This window comes from Anaerolineales bacterium, from assembly GCA_030583885.1.
Classification (GTDB): domain Bacteria; phylum Chloroflexota; class Anaerolineae; order Anaerolineales; family Villigracilaceae; genus Villigracilis.
Window position 1 is genome coordinate 1,952,383 of sequence record CP129480.1, and the last position, 18,478, is coordinate 1,970,860.

Annotated in this window: 15 protein-coding genes; 3 read left to right on the plus strand and 12 right to left on the minus strand. The window is 52.4% G+C overall.

Going from position 1 to position 18,478, the window contains the following annotated elements; translation table 11 throughout:
• Positions 1-37: 37 nt before the first annotated feature.
• From QY332_09730 to QY332_09760, 7 genes are all read right to left on the minus strand, one after another.
• Entirely contained in the window at positions 38-1,708 is a 1,671-nt protein-coding gene (locus tag QY332_09730) for a histidine kinase N-terminal 7TM domain-containing protein (protein WKZ38209.1), read from the minus strand.
• Between the two features lie 134 nt (positions 1,709-1,842).
• On the minus strand, positions 1,843-4,797 hold the full coding sequence (locus QY332_09735; GenBank protein WKZ38210.1) for a molybdopterin-dependent oxidoreductase: 2,955 nt from the start codon (positions 4,795-4,797) through the stop codon (positions 1,843-1,845).
• A 151-nt stretch (positions 4,798-4,948) separates the two neighbouring features.
• Complete coding sequence (locus tag QY332_09740; GenBank protein ID WKZ38211.1) at positions 4,949-5,902, minus strand: hypothetical protein; 954 nt, start codon at positions 5,900-5,902, stop codon at positions 4,949-4,951.
• 70 nt (positions 5,903-5,972) lie between these two features.
• Complete coding sequence (locus QY332_09745; protein WKZ38212.1) at positions 5,973-8,882, minus strand: insulinase family protein; 2,910 nt, start codon at positions 8,880-8,882, stop codon at positions 5,973-5,975.
• A gap of 51 nt (positions 8,883-8,933) precedes the next feature.
• Positions 8,934-10,016: a DNA methyltransferase gene (locus tag QY332_09750; GenBank protein WKZ38213.1), complete on the minus strand. Its 1,083-nt coding sequence runs from the start codon at positions 10,014-10,016 to the stop codon at positions 8,934-8,936.
• Entirely contained in the window at positions 10,004-10,648 is a 645-nt protein-coding gene (locus QY332_09755; GenBank protein WKZ38214.1) for a nucleotidyl transferase AbiEii/AbiGii toxin family protein, read from the minus strand. Before QY332_09755 ends, QY332_09750 begins: the two co-directional genes overlap by 13 nt.
• On the minus strand, positions 10,645-10,914 hold the full coding sequence (locus QY332_09760) for a hypothetical protein (protein WKZ38215.1): 270 nt from the start codon (positions 10,912-10,914) through the stop codon (positions 10,645-10,647). The genes QY332_09755 and QY332_09760 overlap by 4 nt, the downstream gene beginning before the upstream one ends.
• Before the next feature lie 71 nt (positions 10,915-10,985).
• On the opposite strand from QY332_09760, the gene QY332_09765 reads away from it, so the two are divergent.
• Positions 10,986-12,800, plus strand: coding sequence for an ATP-binding cassette domain-containing protein (locus QY332_09765; protein ID WKZ38216.1), 1,815 nt, complete (start codon positions 10,986-10,988; stop codon positions 12,798-12,800).
• Between the two features lie 369 nt (positions 12,801-13,169).
• Positions 13,170-13,987, plus strand: a protein-coding gene (locus QY332_09770) for an IS5 family transposase (protein WKZ38217.1) whose coding sequence is annotated in 2 segments (ribosomal slippage) — positions 13,170-13,551 and positions 13,551-13,987 — 819 coding nt in all. Because the reading frame shifts where the segments join, the coding sequence is not laid out codon by codon here.
• Between the two features lie 17 nt (positions 13,988-14,004).
• Here QY332_09770 and QY332_09775 read toward each other — a convergent pair.
• The 4 genes from QY332_09775 to QY332_09790 all read right to left on the minus strand — a co-directional run bounded on the left by QY332_09775 (position 14,005) and on the right by QY332_09790 (position 16,655).
• On the minus strand, positions 14,005-15,036 hold the full coding sequence (locus QY332_09775) for a zinc-binding dehydrogenase (protein WKZ38218.1): 1,032 nt from the start codon (positions 15,034-15,036) through the stop codon (positions 14,005-14,007).
• An 87-nt stretch (positions 15,037-15,123) separates the two neighbouring features.
• A complete protein-coding gene (locus tag QY332_09780) occupies positions 15,124-15,396 on the minus strand; it encodes a hypothetical protein (protein ID WKZ38219.1) in 273 nt (90 codons plus the stop codon).
• Positions 15,393-16,145: an FAD binding domain-containing protein gene (locus tag QY332_09785; GenBank protein WKZ38220.1), complete on the minus strand. Its 753-nt coding sequence runs from the start codon at positions 16,143-16,145 to the stop codon at positions 15,393-15,395. Before QY332_09785 ends, QY332_09780 begins: the two co-directional genes overlap by 4 nt.
• A gap of 24 nt (positions 16,146-16,169) precedes the next feature.
• A complete protein-coding gene (locus tag QY332_09790; GenBank protein ID WKZ38221.1) occupies positions 16,170-16,655 on the minus strand; it encodes a PaaI family thioesterase in 486 nt (161 codons plus the stop codon).
• A gap of 21 nt (positions 16,656-16,676) precedes the next feature.
• Here QY332_09790 and QY332_09795 point away from each other — a divergent pair, with 21 nt between their 5' ends.
• Positions 16,677-17,648: a D-glycerate dehydrogenase gene (locus tag QY332_09795; protein ID WKZ38222.1), complete on the plus strand. Its 972-nt coding sequence runs from the start codon at positions 16,677-16,679 to the stop codon at positions 17,646-17,648.
• 40 nt (positions 17,649-17,688) lie between these two features.
• Here the strand turns inward: QY332_09795 and QY332_09800 are convergent, their stop codons facing one another.
• Positions 17,689-18,381 (minus strand): ubiquinone/menaquinone biosynthesis methyltransferase, encoded by a 693-nt coding sequence (locus tag QY332_09800; GenBank protein ID WKZ38223.1) that lies wholly within the window; start codon positions 18,379-18,381, stop codon positions 17,689-17,691.
• Between the last annotated feature and the right edge of the window lie 97 nt (positions 18,382-18,478).

The following is an 18,478-nucleotide window of genomic DNA, read 5'->3' on the forward strand; positions in this document are numbered from 1 at the left end:
TTCTCCGCTGAGGAAGGAATTAAAGATGATTGCGCGGTCATATTTCGCCTTTTTCAAGCATGTCCAAAAATATATTTACCATGTGCGGGTCGAAGTGTTTGCCTGATTGCTCGATGAAAAAGGCGATGATCTTTTCATGCGACCAGGCCTTGTTATACGGCCTTTCAGAACTAAGAGCATCCCAGACATCGGCGATGGCAAAAATCCGTGCGGCAACGGGGATCTCCCTGCCCTTCAACCCCCGCGGATAGCCTGTTCCATCCCATTTTTCATGATGGCAGTAGGGAATGTCCATTGCCTGTTCCAAATACTGGATGGGCTTGAGAAGTTTGTAGGCTGTTTCAGGGTGCTTGCTTATGATCTCACGTTCTTCCTTGCTAAGTTTGTCAGGTTTGTGAAGTATCTCATCTGGAATGCCCATTTTGCCGATATCATGCAGGATCGCGCCGCGGCGGATGTGTTCGATCATGTCATCCGGGAATTCAAGTTTTAAGGCGATTTTCAAGGTTGTATCCGTGACGCGGCGGGTGTGGCCTTCGGTCTCCTTGTCTCGTAATTCCAGGGCGCGCGCCCAGCCTTCCAGGGTTGTGTCATAGGCCTCGGCGAGTTCACGTGTGCGGGCCATCACACGGTCCTCCAGTTGTGTGTTCAATTTGCGCAATTCATTTTCAAGCTGTTTGAGCGCGGTGATATCGTGCGAAATATAAATGCGGCCCGTCATTTCCTTGCGGGAATTGTAGAGCGGCCAGACTGTCAATTCGTAGTGGATGTTCATGCCTCCCAGGTCAAAGGATGCCTCCGTGCGGGCGTAGGTCGAATGGGTATATTGCTTAATTGGGATCGGAAACTCGTCAAAAACCACCTTGGCCGGCTGGCCGATCACTTCGTCGGCGGTCTTATTGAGCAGAACAAGCATGGCCGAGTTGATGTCCACGATATTGTTTTTGTTGTCGAGAATTACCACGGGTTCTTCCAGAGCTTCAAAGACCTGATCCCTTCCAATGGAGGCGACTTCAAACACACGAAAACGGATCAGTCCCCAGGCAATGATCAAATTCCCGATGATGGCCGTGAGCGTGATCGCCTCACGCGGAGGGATGATGCCGGCACCCAGCCGGGCAACCAGCGCACCGCTAATGGGAAATATGATGCCAAGCGCAATTAATTTTAATTGCGTTCGATACAGGTTGTGAGACTGAACGACACGGCGAAGCAGGATGTAAAGACTCCAGGACAGGATGGCGAACGCGTACAGGGAAAACAGCCATGCGATGGGGCTGGGGTCATAATGCAATTGAGGAAACGGATTGCCGGGCGCCAGGTATGTATTTTTATATATCCAATGGTGATAGGAGTCTGTCACAAGTATGGATAGGAAAAGGATCGGCACAACCAGCAGTCCCGGAAGGAAGATTCCCGGTTTACGCAGTTTGTATTCGGTGAATTGGATCGCAAACGCCGGCAGCGCAATAACGTAAAGCGTGCCTGCCAGCCATTGATGCCCGTTCCAAATGATTTTTCCTGGGAGCCCCGTGCTGATCAGTTCGAATATAAATGCGGCCATCCAGAGCGACTGGCCCAGCATATACAGGCTGAAAGCAAGTGCGCCGGGAGACCGCCTGCGTTTCCAGACGATACCCAGCACACTGGTTGAAATTGCAAGCGATATTACATGAGAAAGTAGATGGATAATCTGATTTTGAGTCATAACCGTGCGGTTATTTTACCTCCCGAGGAGGTAAAAGGAGATATCACTTTTGGAAACCAGTTTTTATTGCCATCCGAGCATATTTTTTGGGCAGGGTGCAAGCAGCACCTTATTTGCCCTCAGTCGGATATGGGTTATGCATTCTTGATCGCCTTCCAGACCTTTTCGGGCGTGACAGGGATCTCATCCACATTGACTCCGATGGCATCCAGAATGGCATTGCCAACCGCCGGCGCGACACCGTCCATCGGGATTTCGGCAACGGCTTTCACGCCGAACGGATGGCTCGGCTCGAACGTCTCCACGAAGATGGTTTCCAGTTCGGGCATCTCATCCGAGCGGAAGAGGTGATAGCGGTCGAAGTCCCGTTCAATGGCATTCCCTTTTTCGTCGTAGCGCATCTCTTCGCAGACAGCATAGCCGAGCGCCTGAGTCATCCCGCCTTCGATCTGCCCCGAAGCCGTGAGCGGATTGATGATCACGCCCGAGTCCACAGCCATGACGAGCTTATCCACAGTGACCTGACCCGTTTCCGTATCCACGGTCACTTCCGCGAATTGTGCCGCGAACGGCGGCGGCGAGACGGGCGAGACATAACTCGCCACGCCCATGATCTGTTCCTGGTTGTTCTTATGCAGGGTATCCAATGCGACTTCAGCCAGGGAAACGGATTTGCCGTCTGGTGTGTGTGCCTGGCGGTCTCGCAATTGGATTGAATTCGGGTCGTCCACACCGAGCATGGTCGCCGCACGGATCCTGATTCTCTCCGCCACGATCTGAGCCGCTTTGACCGCTGCGGTGCCAGAAATGTACGTGGTCGAAGACGCGTATGCGCCTTTATCGAAGGGGGTGAAATCGGTATCCGATGAATAGGTGATCATGTCTTCAATTGGCACGCCCAACACCTCCGCTGCCATCTGCGCAAGGACGGTGTCAGAACCGGTTCCCAGGTCTGTGGCACCAACTAGAAGGTTGAACGAGCCATCGTCGTTCATCTTGATGGACGCGCCGCCCATGTCGAGGTAGGGGATGGCAGTTCCCTGCATGACCATTGCCACGCCGATACCTTTTCGTTTTCTACCATCTGTTGACTTCTTCCACTCAGTGTTTCCAAACTTCTGATCCCAGCCAATCGCCGCCTTGCCCTGCACGACGCATTGCTCCAGCCCAACCGTGTGGATGATCTCCGGGCGCGGCTTGCGTCCCTCGTTCCATGCCGTCGAGAAGGGATGGTATTCGCCGGGATGGATCGCATTCTTCAAGCGGAACTCGATGGGGTCGAAACCCATCTTTCGCGCGATCTTCTCCATGTGGCGGTCGAGCGGCCAATAGCCCTGCGGCACACCATAGCCGCGGAATGCGCCAGCGGGTGGGGTGTTGGTGTAGACCACATCTGCATAGAAGCGGATATTGGGGGCTTTGCGATATTCGCCGTCGCCGACATACAACGCCATGGCTTTGTGGCCTGTGTTGCCGGTGACCGTCAATGCATGACAGCCGTACGCGCCCGTGTCCGAAAGGGCATACATGGAATTGGCGGTGATGGTTCCATCCTTCTTCACACCCGTTTTCATCTTCACGCGCATGGGATGTCGCGAACGAGCTGCGATAAATTCCTCTTCGCGGGTGTATTCGTAAATCACAGGGCGTTTTGTGGCAATCGTGAGATGTGCCGCCACGTCCTCCATCAATACTTCCTGTTTGCCGCCAAAGCCGCCGCCAATGCGCGGCTTGATCACGCGGATGCGCTTGACGGGCAGACCCAGCACGGGCGCAAGCATCCTGCGCACATGGAAAGGCACCTGCGTGGAGGTGCGGATGACCAGACGATCATCCTCGTCCCAATAGGTAACCGCCACATGTGGTTCGATATGCGCCTGCTGGACTTTTGGAACTTCGTACTCGGCTTCGAAAATTTCATCCGCTTCGGCGAAGCCTTTTTCCACGTCGCCGATGTCAATGCGGATGTGCGCCGCGAGATTTTTATCGGGATTTGAATCTGCAAAGTTGACATACTCTGGCTCGTCGTGAATTTTCACGGGATTATCCAACGCCTCGCGTGTGTCCAAAATGACCGGCAGAATCTCGTATTCCACCTCGATCAGCGACAAAGCCTTCTCGGCAATTTCTTCTGTCTCTGCGGCGACAAAGGCTACACGGTCACCAACGAAACGGACCTTGTTATCCAGCGAGAAGGTATCCAATGGCCCGGGGATCGGGTCGGATTGTCCGGCGGTGGAATACACAACCCGCGGGATGTCCCGCCAGGTCAACACAGCCGCAACCCCTTCGAGTGCTTTGGCTTTTGTTGCATCTATCTTTTTGATCTTTGCGTGCGCATGCGGCGAGTGCAAGACCTTCGCATGGAGTAAGCCGCGTTTTTCAAAATCACCAGTGAAGGCGGGTTTTCCCTGCACGAGCTTGATCGCATCCACTTTAATCTCGGGCTTTCCGACGGTTTTCCAGGTCTGGCTTTCAGGTGTGAGGACCACCTTGGGGCGCACCAGCACACCCGTCGGAGAAGAGGCCGGCGCGTCACTGGCGGGAGAACCAGGCGGGGGCGTTCCGAAATCCCAGTTGATGGATGAAATGTCAATCGGCTCATCGCCGCGCATTTCCGCCGCCGCCTTCATCACCGCCTGGACGGGTTTGAGATAACCGGTGCAGCGGCACAGGACGCCGGCGATCGCCTCGCGGACCTCCGCCTCGGAAGGGTTCGGATTTTTCTCAAGCAGACTCTTGGCTGCCAGAATTTGCGCGGGCGTGCAGTAGCCGCATTGGATCGCGCCGGACTCGACGAACGCGCGCTGCAGTGGATGCAAGCCGTCGGTCTTCCTCCAGCCCTGTTCGGGATGTTCGCCGAGCGCTTCGATGGTGGCGACAGCGTGGCCTTCCGCCTGCGCCGCGAGTATCGAGCCCGCGTTGACGGGCTTGCCATCCAGCAGGACGGTATCCGCGCCGGAAAGCCCGCCCTCATCGCCGAACTTCACACCGTGAAAGCCCAGTCCGCGCAGGGCGGCGAGCAGCGTGGTGGATGCGGGGGCGTCTATGATGTGTTCAATTCCGTTGATTCGTAGTGTGATGTTCATGGGTTTATCTCCGACTCCCCTCTCCCCGCTGGGGTGAGGGGAGTTTATTTTTTTTTGATTCGTTTTTCCACAACTCACACGATTGCATCTACAACCGCATTGATGTTATATCGAACGTCGTTGTTTGTAAAGCGAATAACCTCATAACCAATTATTGCTCTTCTGCTGTTGTCTCGGCAGGAATTCTTGATCTTACGAACTCGATAATTTTCTCAACCTTCTCTTTATCGCGCCGATTTACATACGCCCAATATTCGATTTGCCCATTTTTATTATAAAAGCCAAACACTTCCCTTTTTATAAATGCTGATAACCAGGAGGCTGCAACTATAATTCCAAGTGCGTATATTACATAGAGTCTACTTTCTCCAAACTGCACTCCAAAACTGAGGCGAAGGGTTGATATTGTAAGCAATATTAAGAAGCACCATTCAAACGCCGTCCACTGAAAGCCGTCGCTCTCTTTCCCGCGATGGATTTTCCCACTTAAGTCGTCGTATTTGATTTTGTAGGATTGTTCACGATAAATACCTTTTTGAAGGCCGATTATTTTCTCATCATAAAACTTATCGTCTGTGTTTTCGATGCTTGAAAAAGTAAAGTAGCTGTGCTCGAATACTGGAGAAGATGTAGGAAATGGGTCTGCAGAAGATGTTTCCTCTACGTCCACAGATTTAGCCTTTATTTTTTCAATTGCATCCAATATTAGATTTTTGTTCCTCCGATTTTCCCAGAAGCCTGTTAGAAATACTCCGTTCTTATTGATAATCCGAACGTACCAGTGTTTGATATAGCTCACAATATATATAACCATGCCTCCCAGGAATGCAATCTGTACGACCTTAAGCCAAAATGTATGGTTGTACAACCACTCCCAAAACAGACTAGAAATTAGGCTCGAGAGGAATATAGTAAAGAAGCCAAAGAGTCTTTCTTCTGTATGGGAATGGAAGTTGTAGTTGATTTCACCAACGTCTGAATATGAAAATTCAGATTGCCCCTCGTAGTTTAGTGATTTTGAGGTTATAACGGCTTTGTCGTCGTAAAATTCTTGTGTAACTTTTCCGAGATTTCGTAATGGATAAAACGACATAATCTTAATCATAACTTCCCTGCGCCTCCATTGTTTTCAGCAGGTGACAGTCACTTTTAAAGTGACTGTCACCTTGATGTTTTTACGCAACCTTCTTTACATTTAACCCGATGTCCGCCCCCTCCAGCGCGGACTGTGACCCAAGCACCACCACCGCATCGGACTTGGCGGCTTTTTCCAGTACCTCGCCGAAAGCGATGAAATCCTCGCCGTTCGTCGAAAGCACCTGGTTGCGGATCTTCTGGCGCATCTCGTCACTGCGTCCTGTTAAATACCGCATCAGTGATGTGTATCCCTTTGCGTCGGGTAGTTGGTAGGCGTCCAGTTCGCCGATGGCGGCAATCACGGCTTTCTTCAACTCGTTGTCCGAAAGACGCGCTGCGTCCAGTTTTTTCAAGAAGGCGGCGGCTTTGTCGTAATTCTCGATGGTGGCGGCGATGTTCGGGTCGCGGTACGAAAGGTAGGTGAACACGCCTGTCGCGTCGTCGAATTGCGCGAAAGCGCCGTACGCGCCGCCCTGCACACGGATTTTTTCCCACAGGTGCGTCATCCCCAGATAGCCGATGACCACCTGCGAAGAACCGTCGAATTCATAGCCCAGGTCATATAAATTTGCGCCTTTGCCAACATAACTGACCTGCGCGGGGATCGCCAAACCTTCCTTTTTGGTTTCAGGTTGGACGTTGAGTGGCGAAAGTTCCGCATCTTTCACGGGCAAGGCGAAGATGAAATTCTCAACATGCGGTTGAATGATCTTCCAGTTCGCTGCGTCGAGCGTCACGTTGGCGGTCAATGTCTTGCAGTTGATCAACGCCTCGCGCATCGCTTCCAGTTTTGCCAGCGCCTTCTTCCAATTCTTGTCCACGTCATGCGCGAGTTCGCGCAGCGCAAAGAGATAGCCGATGCCTTTCGTTTGGTCGGTTACCCAGCCCGCGCCGCCGAACTGCGAGCGCAGGCGCATGTTCGCAAAGCGGTGTCCCGCAGGCGCAAGCGCGGATTCCAGTTCCGCTTTTTCCTCCAACACGATCTGCTTGAAGCGTTCACGGTCGTCGAATTTGGTTGTCAGCAGGACGTCCCGCAAAATTCCCAGCATCTCGTTCGCCTGACCCACTGTGGACTTGCCGCGGATCATCAGCATCGCCCGCGTCTCTCTCGACGTTTGGGTTGTCAGGCTGACCGAGGAACCGTGGATTCCGCCCGTGCTTTTCCCGATCCGCTGGGACAGTTTGACGAAGTCCTCGGTTTCGGTCCCCATCTCGAACAGCGCGCGCGCGAAGATGTCCGTCAGCGGGAGCAAGTCCTGCGGCATGGCGCGCAGGTCGAAGGCAAGGTCAAGGTAAAAAATGCCGTTGGTGAAGATGTCGTGAAACAGCACTTTTGCATCCTGCACCTGGAGCTCTTCGATGGGAATGGTGCTGACGTGTTTATCCAGATCCTTCAACTCGAGCGTGGGGATGTTCGCCAGCGCTTCGGGTGAGTCGGGGGTCTCCTGCATTTTTTTGAGCTGCTTCGTATTTTTCACGTGCCTACAGAGGTCGTCTTCGCTCATCGTCTCGCGTGCGGATTTGAGTCGGGTTTGTTCCTGCTCTTCGAGACGCTGACCAAGTTCGGGGTCGGGTTTGAAGCGGATGATCGTCCGATGGACGTTATCCAGCAAATGAGTCTGGATCATCTTTTCGAAATAGCGCGGATCGGTCGCGAGTCGTGTCTTCAATTCACTGAGCGGCGCTTCGAAGGCGAGCAGTTTGAAGGCGTCGTCGTCGTGCAGCCAGGTGGTCAGGGCACGCAGCATGAGCGCGATGCCGCGCGGGAACGCGCCCGTGTTATTTTCGCGCAGGGCGAACTCGATGGTGTTGATGGATGCGGCGAGGGTATCGGGGTCGATCCCGCCGGTGACGAGTTTTTGCAGGGTGTCGAAGATCAGCTTCTCGATCTTCCTCGCGTGGCGTGCGCGTGTCCCTTTCAAGCCCGTCGAAAAGATCATCTCGCGCAGTTCGCTTTCGAGGCCGATGCCCGCCAGGTCTTCACCAAGACCCGAATCGGTCAGCGCTTTTTTGAGCGGCGACGCGGGCGTGCCGATCAGCGCGTGTGCCAGGATCTGAAAACTTAAGTTCAACACGGGGTCGGAGGTGTTGGGCAGTTTCCAGTTGACCGTGAAGTAATGTTTTTTATCAAGGTCTTCGCCTTCACTGGCGGCGTAGGCATATTCGATCTTCTTCGGGCGTTTGAACGGCTTGGCAGGCGGCACTGCCGATTTGACCTTTTTCCTTTTGTACGGCTTGAGATAGCTTTCCATCAGTTTGAGGCGCGCCTCGGGGTCGTCGTTTCCATAGAAGAAAATGAACGCGTTGGACGGATGGTAATAACTCTCCCAGAACGCGCGGAAGGTTTCGTAGGTCAGGTCAGGGATGGTCGCTGGGTCGCCGCCCGAGTCCACGCCGTAGATGTGCCTGGGGAACAGCGTTTCGATGACCACTTTTGCCAGCAGGTTTTCAGGTGACGAATACGCACCCTTCATTTCGTTGAAGACCACGCCCTTGTAGGTCAGCGGTTCGGTGGGATCGGCGATCTCGTAGTGCCAGCCTTCCTGCATCAAGGTCTGCTCGGTGATGCGCGGATGCAGGACAGCATCCATGTACACGTCGATCAGGTTGTAGAAATCTTTTTCGTTCTGGCTCGCCACGGGATAGCAGGTTTTATCGGGGAATGTGAACGCGTTGACGAAGGTCGCCAGTGAACCTTTCAGCAATTCCACGAACGGTTCCTTGACCGGGTACTTCTCCGAGCCGCCCAGCACCGAGTGCTCAAGGATGTGCGCCACGCCCGTCGAATCTTTTGGCGTGGTGCGGAAGTTGATGCTGAATACTTTGTTTTCATCTTCATTGATGACCGATAACAGCCGTGCACCCGTGCGCTTGTGCTCGTACAACTGCACCAGCGAGTTGATCTCGGGAATCTGCTGTTCCTTGATAAGGGTGAATGATTTGGACATGGGTTTCCTTTTGGTTTCAGGTTAAGGTCGAAGGTTTTCAACGTACAACATTCAACCTTGAACCTTCAAATTTTTCCTAAACTTTTCTCGTAACTCATTGATCGGCTTAAGTTTACCCCGTTCTGAATAAAACCACATTTCCCAGCCATTGGCGGGCGCATTGGATAGTTCCCTCGCCACAGCGTGGATCGAACCGATGAGTTTTCCGCATTTGATATGTCCATTGGCGAGGATGATGGCTTCGCGTTTGCCTTTTGCGAAGACGAGTTTCCCGCCCACCTTTAGGTATCCATTCTCGACCAGCGCCCCGAACGGTACCCGAACCTGATTCCGTTTCTCGGGCAGGTCCAACCCCTCAGCAGGCGCGGACTTGACCGCCGCGGTCCGTTTCTCTGCGATCTTGATATATTTTTTGTCGCGTTCGATGCCGATGAAATTCCGCCCAAGTTTCTTTGCCACCGCGCCCGTCGTACCGCTCCCGAAGAATGGATCAAGCACTACGTCGCCCGGGTTGGTGCTGGAGAGGATGACTCTGTACAGAAGGGCTTCAGGTTTCTGGGTGGGGTGGGCCTTCGTCCCGTTGGTTTTGAGACGTTCCTTTCCCGTTGCCAATGGGATGACCCAATCACTGCGCATTTGCAGGTCATCGTTCAGGGCTTTCATCGCCTTGTGGTTGAAGGTGTATTTCGCGCCTTTTTCCTTTTGCGCCCACAGCATGGTCTCGTGCGCGTTGGTGAAACGCACGCCACGGAAGTTCGGCATGGGATTGGTTTTCAGCCAGATGACATCGTTGAGAATCCAAAATCCCAAGTCCTGCATGATCGCACCGACGCGGAAAATGTTGTGATACGAGCCAATGACCCAGATCGTACCCGTCTCTTTCAATACCCTTCGGCTAGCGCGTAGCCAATTGAGCGTAAACTCATCATACTCGGCAAAACTCGAAAACTTATCCCAGCGATTGTTGACCGCATCCACTTTGGTATTGTTCGGGCGGTACAGGTCATTTTGCAGTTGCAGATTGTACGGCGGATCGGCAAATACCAAACCCACCGAATTCTCGGGCAGGGAATTGAGTATCTTGATGCAGTCGCCTTGCAGGATCTGGTTGAGGGGGAGGGTCATAGTAGCCATCCCTTCTCAATGGTTTTTGCTTGCTTAATGAAGAAGGTTTTGACCGTTTGCCAATCAACAGATTTTAGTAAAACAGGATTTGTTTCTTCTTCGGCATTATCGAAGAATACAAAACGTTTTGTGACCTGAACTTCAAAATCTCTAACAGAAGGATATTTTTGGGTGGATAAGTCTAATAATTTTCGCAAAGTGATTTGTTGACATATAAAATACAGATCATAAAAATCTTTGCGGGAGGCGCGTGCTAGTAAGGCGTCAAACTTCATTAGTGCAATATCTTCAATATTGGCGAGGCGAACATTCCCAACCGTGATAAGCGGAGAAACTAATGAATACCCGTATCCATAAAAACCAACGCGTACATCATTGACGAGGTAAACAAGATTTCCCCATGATGAATCGCTTAAGTTGAATTGAAATGGGGTAAGTGCCTTTTCGATGACATTTCGAATGGAAGGAATATCTTCTGATGGTGAAAAGAAGTCAAGATCAACTGATAAACGATGTCCGATTTGAAGTGATAAAGCTGTTCCGCCAGCAAGATAAAAACTGGAGGCAAGATCAGATTGCATGAATCCTTCCAACACTTCCCGCATGGGGTTGGATATGGTGTTCCAGAATATTTGTTTCATGAAGGAATATCCAACACGATTTCCCAAAATCTACGATGAGGCTGCGGAAGTTTATCCTTCCCGAATTTCTTGACCCATGCTGAAACCTGCTCTTGAGCGTATGCCCCAAATAGCCACTTAATTTCCGCTCGATTTCCGAACTGTAAAACTCTCTCGATGATGATATGAGCATCTATATCAGGATTTAACTTGGAAAAATCATACTCCTGAAAGAAAGGCGCTAGGGAGGAGGGGATACTATTCACAGCCCAAATTATACCCGGCACGGACTTCTCCTCAACAGCCCCTTTAATCGGCTACAATTCGCCTTCATGAAATCATCCACAAGGCTTTTTACATGGCATTGATCAGCGTGCAGGAGGTCAGCATTGGCTTCGGCGGGCAGAAGCTCCTGGAGGATGTCAGTTTCCAGATCGAGCGCGGCGAACGCGTCGGCTTGTTGGGGCGCAACGGCATGGGCAAGTCCACGCTGTTGAAGATGCTCAACGACGATTTCATGCCGCACACAGGTGTCATCGCCCGTCAGCAAAATACGCGCGTTGCCTATCTCCCGCAGGACGTGCCTCTAAACCTTGAAGGACGCATCGCGGACATTATTGCTTCGGGCTTGATCGATTCCGATTTCGCCGAAGACGAACACCATTGGAAGCGCGACAATCAAGTGCAGAAAACCATCTCGCTGATGGAACTCGACGGCGATGCCCGCTTTGAAACTTTGTCTGCTGGAATGAAGCGCCGCGTCATTCTTGCCCGCGGCTTGGTCTGCAACCCAGACTTTTTACTGCTCGACGAACCCACCAACCACCTCGACATCCAAGCCATTGATTGGCTCGAAGATTTTCTCAAGCGCTGGGGCGGCACACTGTTATTCGTCACGCACGACCGCGTCTTTTTGCAGAAACTCGCCACCCGTATCATCGAACTGGATCGTGGCAAGGTTTACGATTGGGCGTGCGATTACCCGACTTTCCTCGAACGCAAGGAAGCCATGCTTGATGCCGAGCAAACCCGGAACGCCGTTTTCGATAAAAAACTTGCGCAGGAAGAGCAATGGATTCGCAAGGGCATCGAAGCGCGCCGTACCCGCAACGAGGGACGTGTCCGCGCCTTGAAGCGTTTGCGTCAGGCGCGCACAGAACGGCGCGAGCTACTCGGCAAGGTAAAGATGCAGATCGGCTCCAAGAAGCGTTCGGGCAGGCTGGTCATTGAAGCCGAGAATGTCAGTTATGCCTACAGTGAGAAACCCATCATCCGCGATTTCACCACCACCATTCAGCGCGGCGACAAGATCGGTATCGTCGGTGCGAATGGTTCGGGCAAGACCACGCTGCTTAAATTACTCATGGGGCAACTCCAACCGCAGGCAGGCGAAGTCCGTCATGGCACAAACCTCGACATCGTGTATTTCGACCAACTCCGCACCCAACTCGACGAATCGAAATCCGTGCTTGATAACGTCGGGCAGGGACGCGACACCGTCACTATCAACGGGCGCACGCGCAACCTGATGGGCTATCTCGAAGATTTCCTCTTCACGCGCGACCGCGTCCGCGCGCCCATCACTGCGCTTTCGGGCGGCGAGCGTAACCGTCTTCTGCTTGCGCGTCTTTTCGCCATGCCCGCCAATCTGATCATCCTCGACGAGCCTACCAACGACCTCGACATCGAAACGCTCGAGATCCTCGAAGACCTGCTGCTCGATTACGAAGGCACGCTCCTGCTTGTCAGCCACGACCGCGCCTTTCTCAATAACATCGTCACCAGCACGTTGATTCTGGATGGCTCTGGCGATGTAAAAGAATTTATTGGCGGATACGAAGACTGGCAAAGACAATTGGATGAAGCCCTCGCCTCGCCCGTCCCTGCTTTGCAGGGGATACCTAACACTAAGCTTGTCTCAATAACCCAAACCGAATCCAAGCCTGATGCGAAATCTCGCAAGTTAAGTTACAACGAAAAACGCGAACTCGAAAAACTTCCCAAACGCATCGAAGCGCTTGAAACTGAATTACATGAATTGAATCAAAAAATGGAATCTCCTTCCTTCTATCAACAGGAAGGTTCGCTCATCACCCAGGCTGTCGAGCGGCTGGAACAGATTCACAAAGAACTCTCCCAAGCCTACGAGCGCTGGGGAGAGTTGGACGGATAACGTGTGATTTTTTGAAAAAGTTTTCTCGAAAATATTTACATGACATGAAAGTCTTTTGTTATGTATAGCAGTAAAGCACACGTGCAGATAAATGCCGCAACAAATATGCTAATTAGAATTATTGCGAATTTCCCATCTGTCTGTGCGATTTTGTTTTTCAGTATGGGTGTAAATGAAATTATTGCGTAAGTTGAGCTTGTGAGGATTGCGGGGATGCAGAGACTCCCACAGCAAACGTATATGGTCAATGCAAAACCTGACATATCCATTTTTTCTCGCTTGGCTTTATTTTTTAGTATCCTTTTTTATTGTGGCTCAGCGTTTAAAAATCTGAATAGACCTCTTGCATAAGTGTGCCATAATAGGCACATGAACTATAAGACAATCGCACATCTCAAAGGTAGTGACTTCAAACGGCTAACTGGCGTCCAGCGCGAAACCTTCGAGCAGATGCTCACAGTCATTGAGAAAGGGCTGCGAGACTTCGGGAGACCGCCAAAACTGAGCCGAGCCGATCAGTTGTTGATGACCTTGATGTACTGGCGAGAATATCGCACAGAATTTCATATTGCGCAATCCTATGGTGTCAGTGAAGCAACCGTTTGCCGCACCATTCGCAAGGTAGAGGAGGCCTTAGTCCGTTCAAAAAAGTTTCGTTTGCCTGGCAAAAAGGCACTCCAAGCCAGTGACACGGTGTTCGAGGTAGTGCTGGTTGATGTCAGCGAACAGCCAGTGGAACGTCCAAAAAAAGCCAAAAACGGCATTACAGTGGCAAAAAGAAGCGTCACACCCAAAAAGCGCAGGTGATGGCTGATCGAAAAAGTACCCAAATCATAACCACCGCCTTTAGTCATGGAAGCAAACACGACTTCCAACTGTTCAAAGACGATGCCTGTGAGTTCTCTGAACATCTGCGTATTCTGGCAGATGCGGGCTATCAAGGATTGATGGAGTTTCATCAGAACAGTCAAACACCCTTCAAGAAATCCAAATACCATGCTCTGACGAAACGAGAGAAACAGAGCAATCGAAGCTTGGCACGGAAACGGATTGTGATTGAGCATATATTCCGTAAGTTGAAAGTGTTTCGCATTTTGAGCGAGAGGTATCGCAATCGTAGAAAGAGATTTGCTTTGCGCTTCAACCTGATTGCTGCTATTTACAACCTTGAACTCAACTCAATTTGACTTTTGCAAGAGGTCTATTATCTAATTTTCAACACAATTTTCCCAAACTGTTCGCCATGTTCGTATCTCGCGTACGCATCGCGTGCCTGTTCCAGCGGATAGACCGAATCGACGATCGGCGTCAACTTCCCGCTGAAAACGTGCTCCATCATCTCGCGGAAGTCATTGAGACTGCCCATCGTCGAGCCGATATGCGTTTGCTCGTTCCAAAACAGCAGGGATAGGTTGGTGGTGGCTTCACGTCCCGTCGTGCGCCCGTAGGTGACGATGCGCCCGCCCTTGCGCAGGATTCTCTGACTGTCGGGCCAGGTCGTTGCGCCAACATTTTCCACAACAAGATCCACGCCGCGTCCATTGGTGAGACTTCTCACTTCATCAAATGGACTCCCGGCTTTGCGGTTTACGGCGAAGTCCGCGCCTGCGAGACGGGCTTTCTCCATCTTCTCTTCGGAACTGGTGATGACGAAGACGCGCGCCCCAATCATTTTGCTTATCTGGATCGCCGCCACAGCCACACCGCCGCTTCCTCCCAGCACCAGGACATCTTCCCCCTTTTGCACTTTCGCGCGTGTGACCAATGCCCGCCATGCAGTTTGATACGCCAGCGGAGCCGCCGCCGCTGTGACGAAGTCAAAGCCGGCGGGGATGCGCATGAGTTTGTCGGCGTTCGCGGCGATGAATTCAGCATTGCCGCCGTGTCCGTTTGAGCCAAGGATGTCGTAATCGTTGCACAGGGTGACGCCACCTCTCAAGCAATATTCGCACGTTTCGCACGAGAGTGACGGGTTGACTACAACGGCATCGCCGATCTTCCAATCTTTTACATCCGGTGCGACCTCAGCAACCACGCCCGAAATATCCGAACCCGTCCACATGGGGAATTTATAGCTCCCATCGTCCGGTCCATGCAATGACCATAGCTCCAGGTGATTGAACGCGCTGGCATGCACGCGGATCAATACCTGTCCCGCACGGATCTTTGGCTCAGGCACTTCGGCTATTTGAATTTTGGATGCGTCTCCACATTCGTAAAATACAGCGGCTTTCATAGGGTTCCTTTTTGGAGTCAGTCAGCTTGCTGACGCAATTCGGGAGCATACCGCTATGCGGCACATAGCTCCCTGAATCCATATTCACTATTTGTAAATATCCTCATCATCCAGCGGGATGGGCGGCGGGGAATTTAGATCATAATCCCACACACCGCCTTCCTTCATCGCGGATGCCACATCGTAGGGCGTGGGCTGGAATTCGTAGTTCTGTGCTTCCATAAACTCAAGGATGAGTTTATGCGGCGGTTTTTCGACCTTGAAACTTTTTTGCACACGGTTCAGAAAAAACTTGGCGCTTTCGTTGGAGATCTGAAATATCCGCGCGATCTCTTCAAACGGCTTGACCTTATCCTTCATTTCAAGGCTTCCAGCGCGCGCTTTGCCAGTATCGCAGCGACATCCATGCGGTATTCGGCGGATGCCCATTCATCCGTCGCTTCGTGATAGGTGTTTTTCGCAGCTTCCTGAATTCCGTCCGCTTCGGTGCCGTCCATCGCCAACAGCGGATTTTTTCCATATCCGCCGAGCGTCAAGCGCGTGCGGCCCGAATTCCATTGTGCCAGTGCTGCGCAGACCAACGGCTTGTCGGCGGGAGTCCTCGAGACAAATTCAAACGCGGTTTTGACATTGAGCGGGATGCTGATGGATGTGATCAATCCCTTCGGGCGGGTGAGAATGAATTCCCCGATACTCGATGTTCGAGATTCGGTTTTCGAAGTATCGAATATCGTCATCTCGATTTTCGCATCCATCGCCAGCAGCATTGTGACGAAAGTGGAACGCCCGTCGCTTGCGACAATCGTCCCTGCAACCGTGGCAATGTTTCGCAAATTCAAGGGTACCTCAAGTTTTAGCGCGTTTTTTAACGATTCAAAGCAATGTTTGGATTCGAGCAAACTCTGCAATGTGCAAGTCGCTCCGATTTTCAATTCATTGCCGTTGACGCGGATCGAATCCAGCCCGAGATGCTGAAGATCCACGACGGAAACAGGGTCAGTCGTCGGCTGGGAAAGAAGCGTCCCGCCGCCAAGAGGGACGGTGCTTGGCTGGGTCAGAAGAGTCAGGGCTTCATCGAGAGTCTGTGGACGGTGATAGGTTGTGATCATGATGCCTCCATGCTGATTATATTATTACGCGGCGGGGTCGGGGTAGACCTTCCAGCCCAGTTCGTCCAAACGCGACATGTCGAATTGCTCCTGCGGGACGTTGACGTGCATGCCCGTACCCTCGGCAAGCAGTTCGTTCGTTTCGGCGTCGTAAATGCCCGCCCAAGCCTCGGCAATTTTCCCTTTGCTTTTTCCAACCTTGCCGACAATTCTCAACAATTTTCCAATGGGAACATTTTTGCGATACTTTACTTCGAGCTTGCCCGTGAACATGAAACGCGGATTATTCGGATCGCTGCCCATGTGTGCCCGCCCGCTGATTTCATCGATGAGCGCGGCGACGATGCCGCCATGCAAAACACCGGGGTACCCTTGAAAGTGATCGGGTGCAATGTATTGCGTTTCGACAACCCCGGGCCCGGTTTCATAAATATGCAAATGCAACCCTGCGGGGTTTTCCAATCCGCAAATAAAGCAATGACGCGAGTTCGGTTGTTTTATTTTTTGCATGATGACGATTATACTCTGGACATGTCCCAACCCAAAATTTTTATCACCCGCCTCATCCCCGACCTGGGGTTGAATCTCGTCAAGGAGCATTTCCCTTCCCCCGACATTTGGACTCACGACCTGCCCCCGACCCGTGAGCAATTGCTCGAAAAAGTCCGCGGCGTGGACGGTCTGCTCTGCCTGCTCACCGAGCGCGTGGATACAGAATTAATGGACGCCGCAGGTCCACAATTAAAGGCCATCTCCAGCATGTCGGTCGGTGTGGATCACATTGACGTCGCCGAAGCCACCAAACGCGGAATTCCCGTCGGCAACACACCTGGCGTTCTCACCGATGCCACCGCCGACCAGGCCTTTGCATTATTGCTCGCCGCCGCGCGCCGCGTGGTGGAAGGCGTGGATTACATCCGCAGCGGGCAGTGGACCACGTGGCACCCGCAGCTCCTGCTCGGCGCGGATCTGGTCGGCGCGACGCTTGGGATCGTGGGTTTTGGGCGCATTGGTCAGGCCGTTGCCAGACGTGCTCAGGGATTCGATATGCGCATCATTTTTTACGACCTGACCGCTGAACCCGCCTATGGTGCGCAATTCGTTGACCTTGATACCCTTTTACGCGAATCGGATTTTGTTTCCCTGCATGTGCCGCTTACACACGAAACAAAACATTTGGTAAACGCAGACTTTCTCTCGAAGATGAAACCGGATGCCATTCTCGTCAATACCACGCGCGGCGGCGTGGTGGATCAAACTGCGTTATACAACGTGCTGAAATCCAAACAAATATTCGCCGCCGCGCTGGATGTCACCGATCCCGAGCCTTTGCCCATGAACTCCCCGCTCCTGGAATTGGATAACTGCATCATCGTACCGCATCTCGGCAGTGCCAGCAAATGGACGCGCGGCCAAATGTCGAGACTGGCGGCAGAGAATTTGATCGCAGGGCTAAAAGGCGAGCGTTTGCCGAATAGTGCGAACCCTGAAGTATATGGTTGATGTTATTGCGGGGAGCGGAGCGACGAAGCAATGGCAAGGCTTACTTCTCTCCCCAGTGAATCGCGATCGTCCCGAACATCAAGCGTTTGAAACCCACATTTTTAAATCCCGCTTGCGTAAGCTGTGAGGCCATGTCTTCTGCGGTGACAAATCCCTCGGTGGTTTCGGGCAGGTAGCGGTAGGCGTCGCTCGCGCCTGTGATCAGCCTGCCGAGGACGGGGATGATGACATGCATGTGAAGCCAGATGAACGGCGACAGGATGTTCTTCCCCGGGCGGGTGGTGTCGAGAATGACGATGCGCCCGCCGTTTTTGAGGATGCGGTACTGCTCCAGGATGGCTTCGTTCAGATTGATGACGTTGCGCATCAAAAAGCCAGAGATGACGGCGTCGAAACTGGCATCCTCGAAGGGCAGGCGCAGGGCATCGGCGGCGGAGAAATCGAGGGTGCGGTTCCGCTTCCCGACGCGCATCATCTCCAACGTGAAGTCCGAAGCGATGACGCGGGCGTGGGGGAACTGCATCCGCGCCTCGCGGGCCAGATCGCCGGTGCCCGTTCCCAGGTCCAGTAAAGAGGCGGAGTTCGATATCCGTGCGAGTTGGATGACCTGCTTCCGCCAGCGGACATCCTGCCCGCCCGTCATCAGGCGGTTCATCAGGTCATATTTTTTTGCAATGCTCGTAAACATGGACTGGACATATGCCGCCCGATCCCGTCCTGTAAGTTGGGTCATGAAAGCTCCTGTTGCCTGGGGTAGTTGCGCAATTATACCCAGCGCGGGCATGATATACGGTATACTGCCGTGGTTAAATTTTATTTGGGAGAACTAT

What these genes read in the sequence shown, in the direction of transcription:
- QY332_09745 (WKZ38212.1), bottom strand. Translation starts at nt 8,882, where the DNA reads ATGTCCAAATCATTCACCCTTATCAAGGAACAGCAGATTCCCGAGATC.
- QY332_09785 (WKZ38220.1), bottom strand. Translation starts at nt 16,145, where the DNA reads ATGATCACAACCTATCACCGTCCACAGACTCTCGATGAAGCCCTGACT.
- QY332_09800 (WKZ38223.1), bottom strand. Translation starts at nt 18,381, where the DNA reads ATGACCCAACTTACAGGACGGGATCGGGCGGCATATGTCCAGTCCATG.
- QY332_09765 (WKZ38216.1), top strand. Translation starts at nt 10,986, where the DNA reads ATGGCATTGATCAGCGTGCAGGAGGTCAGCATTGGCTTCGGCGGGCAG.
- QY332_09730 (WKZ38209.1), bottom strand. Translation starts at nt 1,708, where the DNA reads ATGACTCAAAATCAGATTATCCATCTACTTTCTCATGTAATATCGCTT.
- QY332_09755 (WKZ38214.1), bottom strand. Translation starts at nt 10,648, where the DNA reads ATGAAACAAATATTCTGGAACACCATATCCAACCCCATGCGGGAAGTG.
- QY332_09735 (WKZ38210.1), bottom strand. Translation starts at nt 4,797, where the DNA reads ATGAACATCACACTACGAATCAACGGAATTGAACACATCATAGACGCC.
- QY332_09790 (WKZ38221.1), bottom strand. Translation starts at nt 16,655, where the DNA reads ATGCAAAAAATAAAACAACCGAACTCGCGTCATTGCTTTATTTGCGGA.
- QY332_09780 (WKZ38219.1), bottom strand. Translation starts at nt 15,396, where the DNA reads ATGAAGGATAAGGTCAAGCCGTTTGAAGAGATCGCGCGGATATTTCAG.
- QY332_09795 (WKZ38222.1), top strand. Translation starts at nt 16,677, where the DNA reads ATGTCCCAACCCAAAATTTTTATCACCCGCCTCATCCCCGACCTGGGG.
- QY332_09775 (WKZ38218.1), bottom strand. Translation starts at nt 15,036, where the DNA reads ATGAAAGCCGCTGTATTTTACGAATGTGGAGACGCATCCAAAATTCAA.
- QY332_09750 (WKZ38213.1), bottom strand. Translation starts at nt 10,016, where the DNA reads ATGGCTACTATGACCCTCCCCCTCAACCAGATCCTGCAAGGCGACTGC.
- QY332_09740 (WKZ38211.1), bottom strand. Translation starts at nt 5,902, where the DNA reads ATGATTAAGATTATGTCGTTTTATCCATTACGAAATCTCGGAAAAGTT.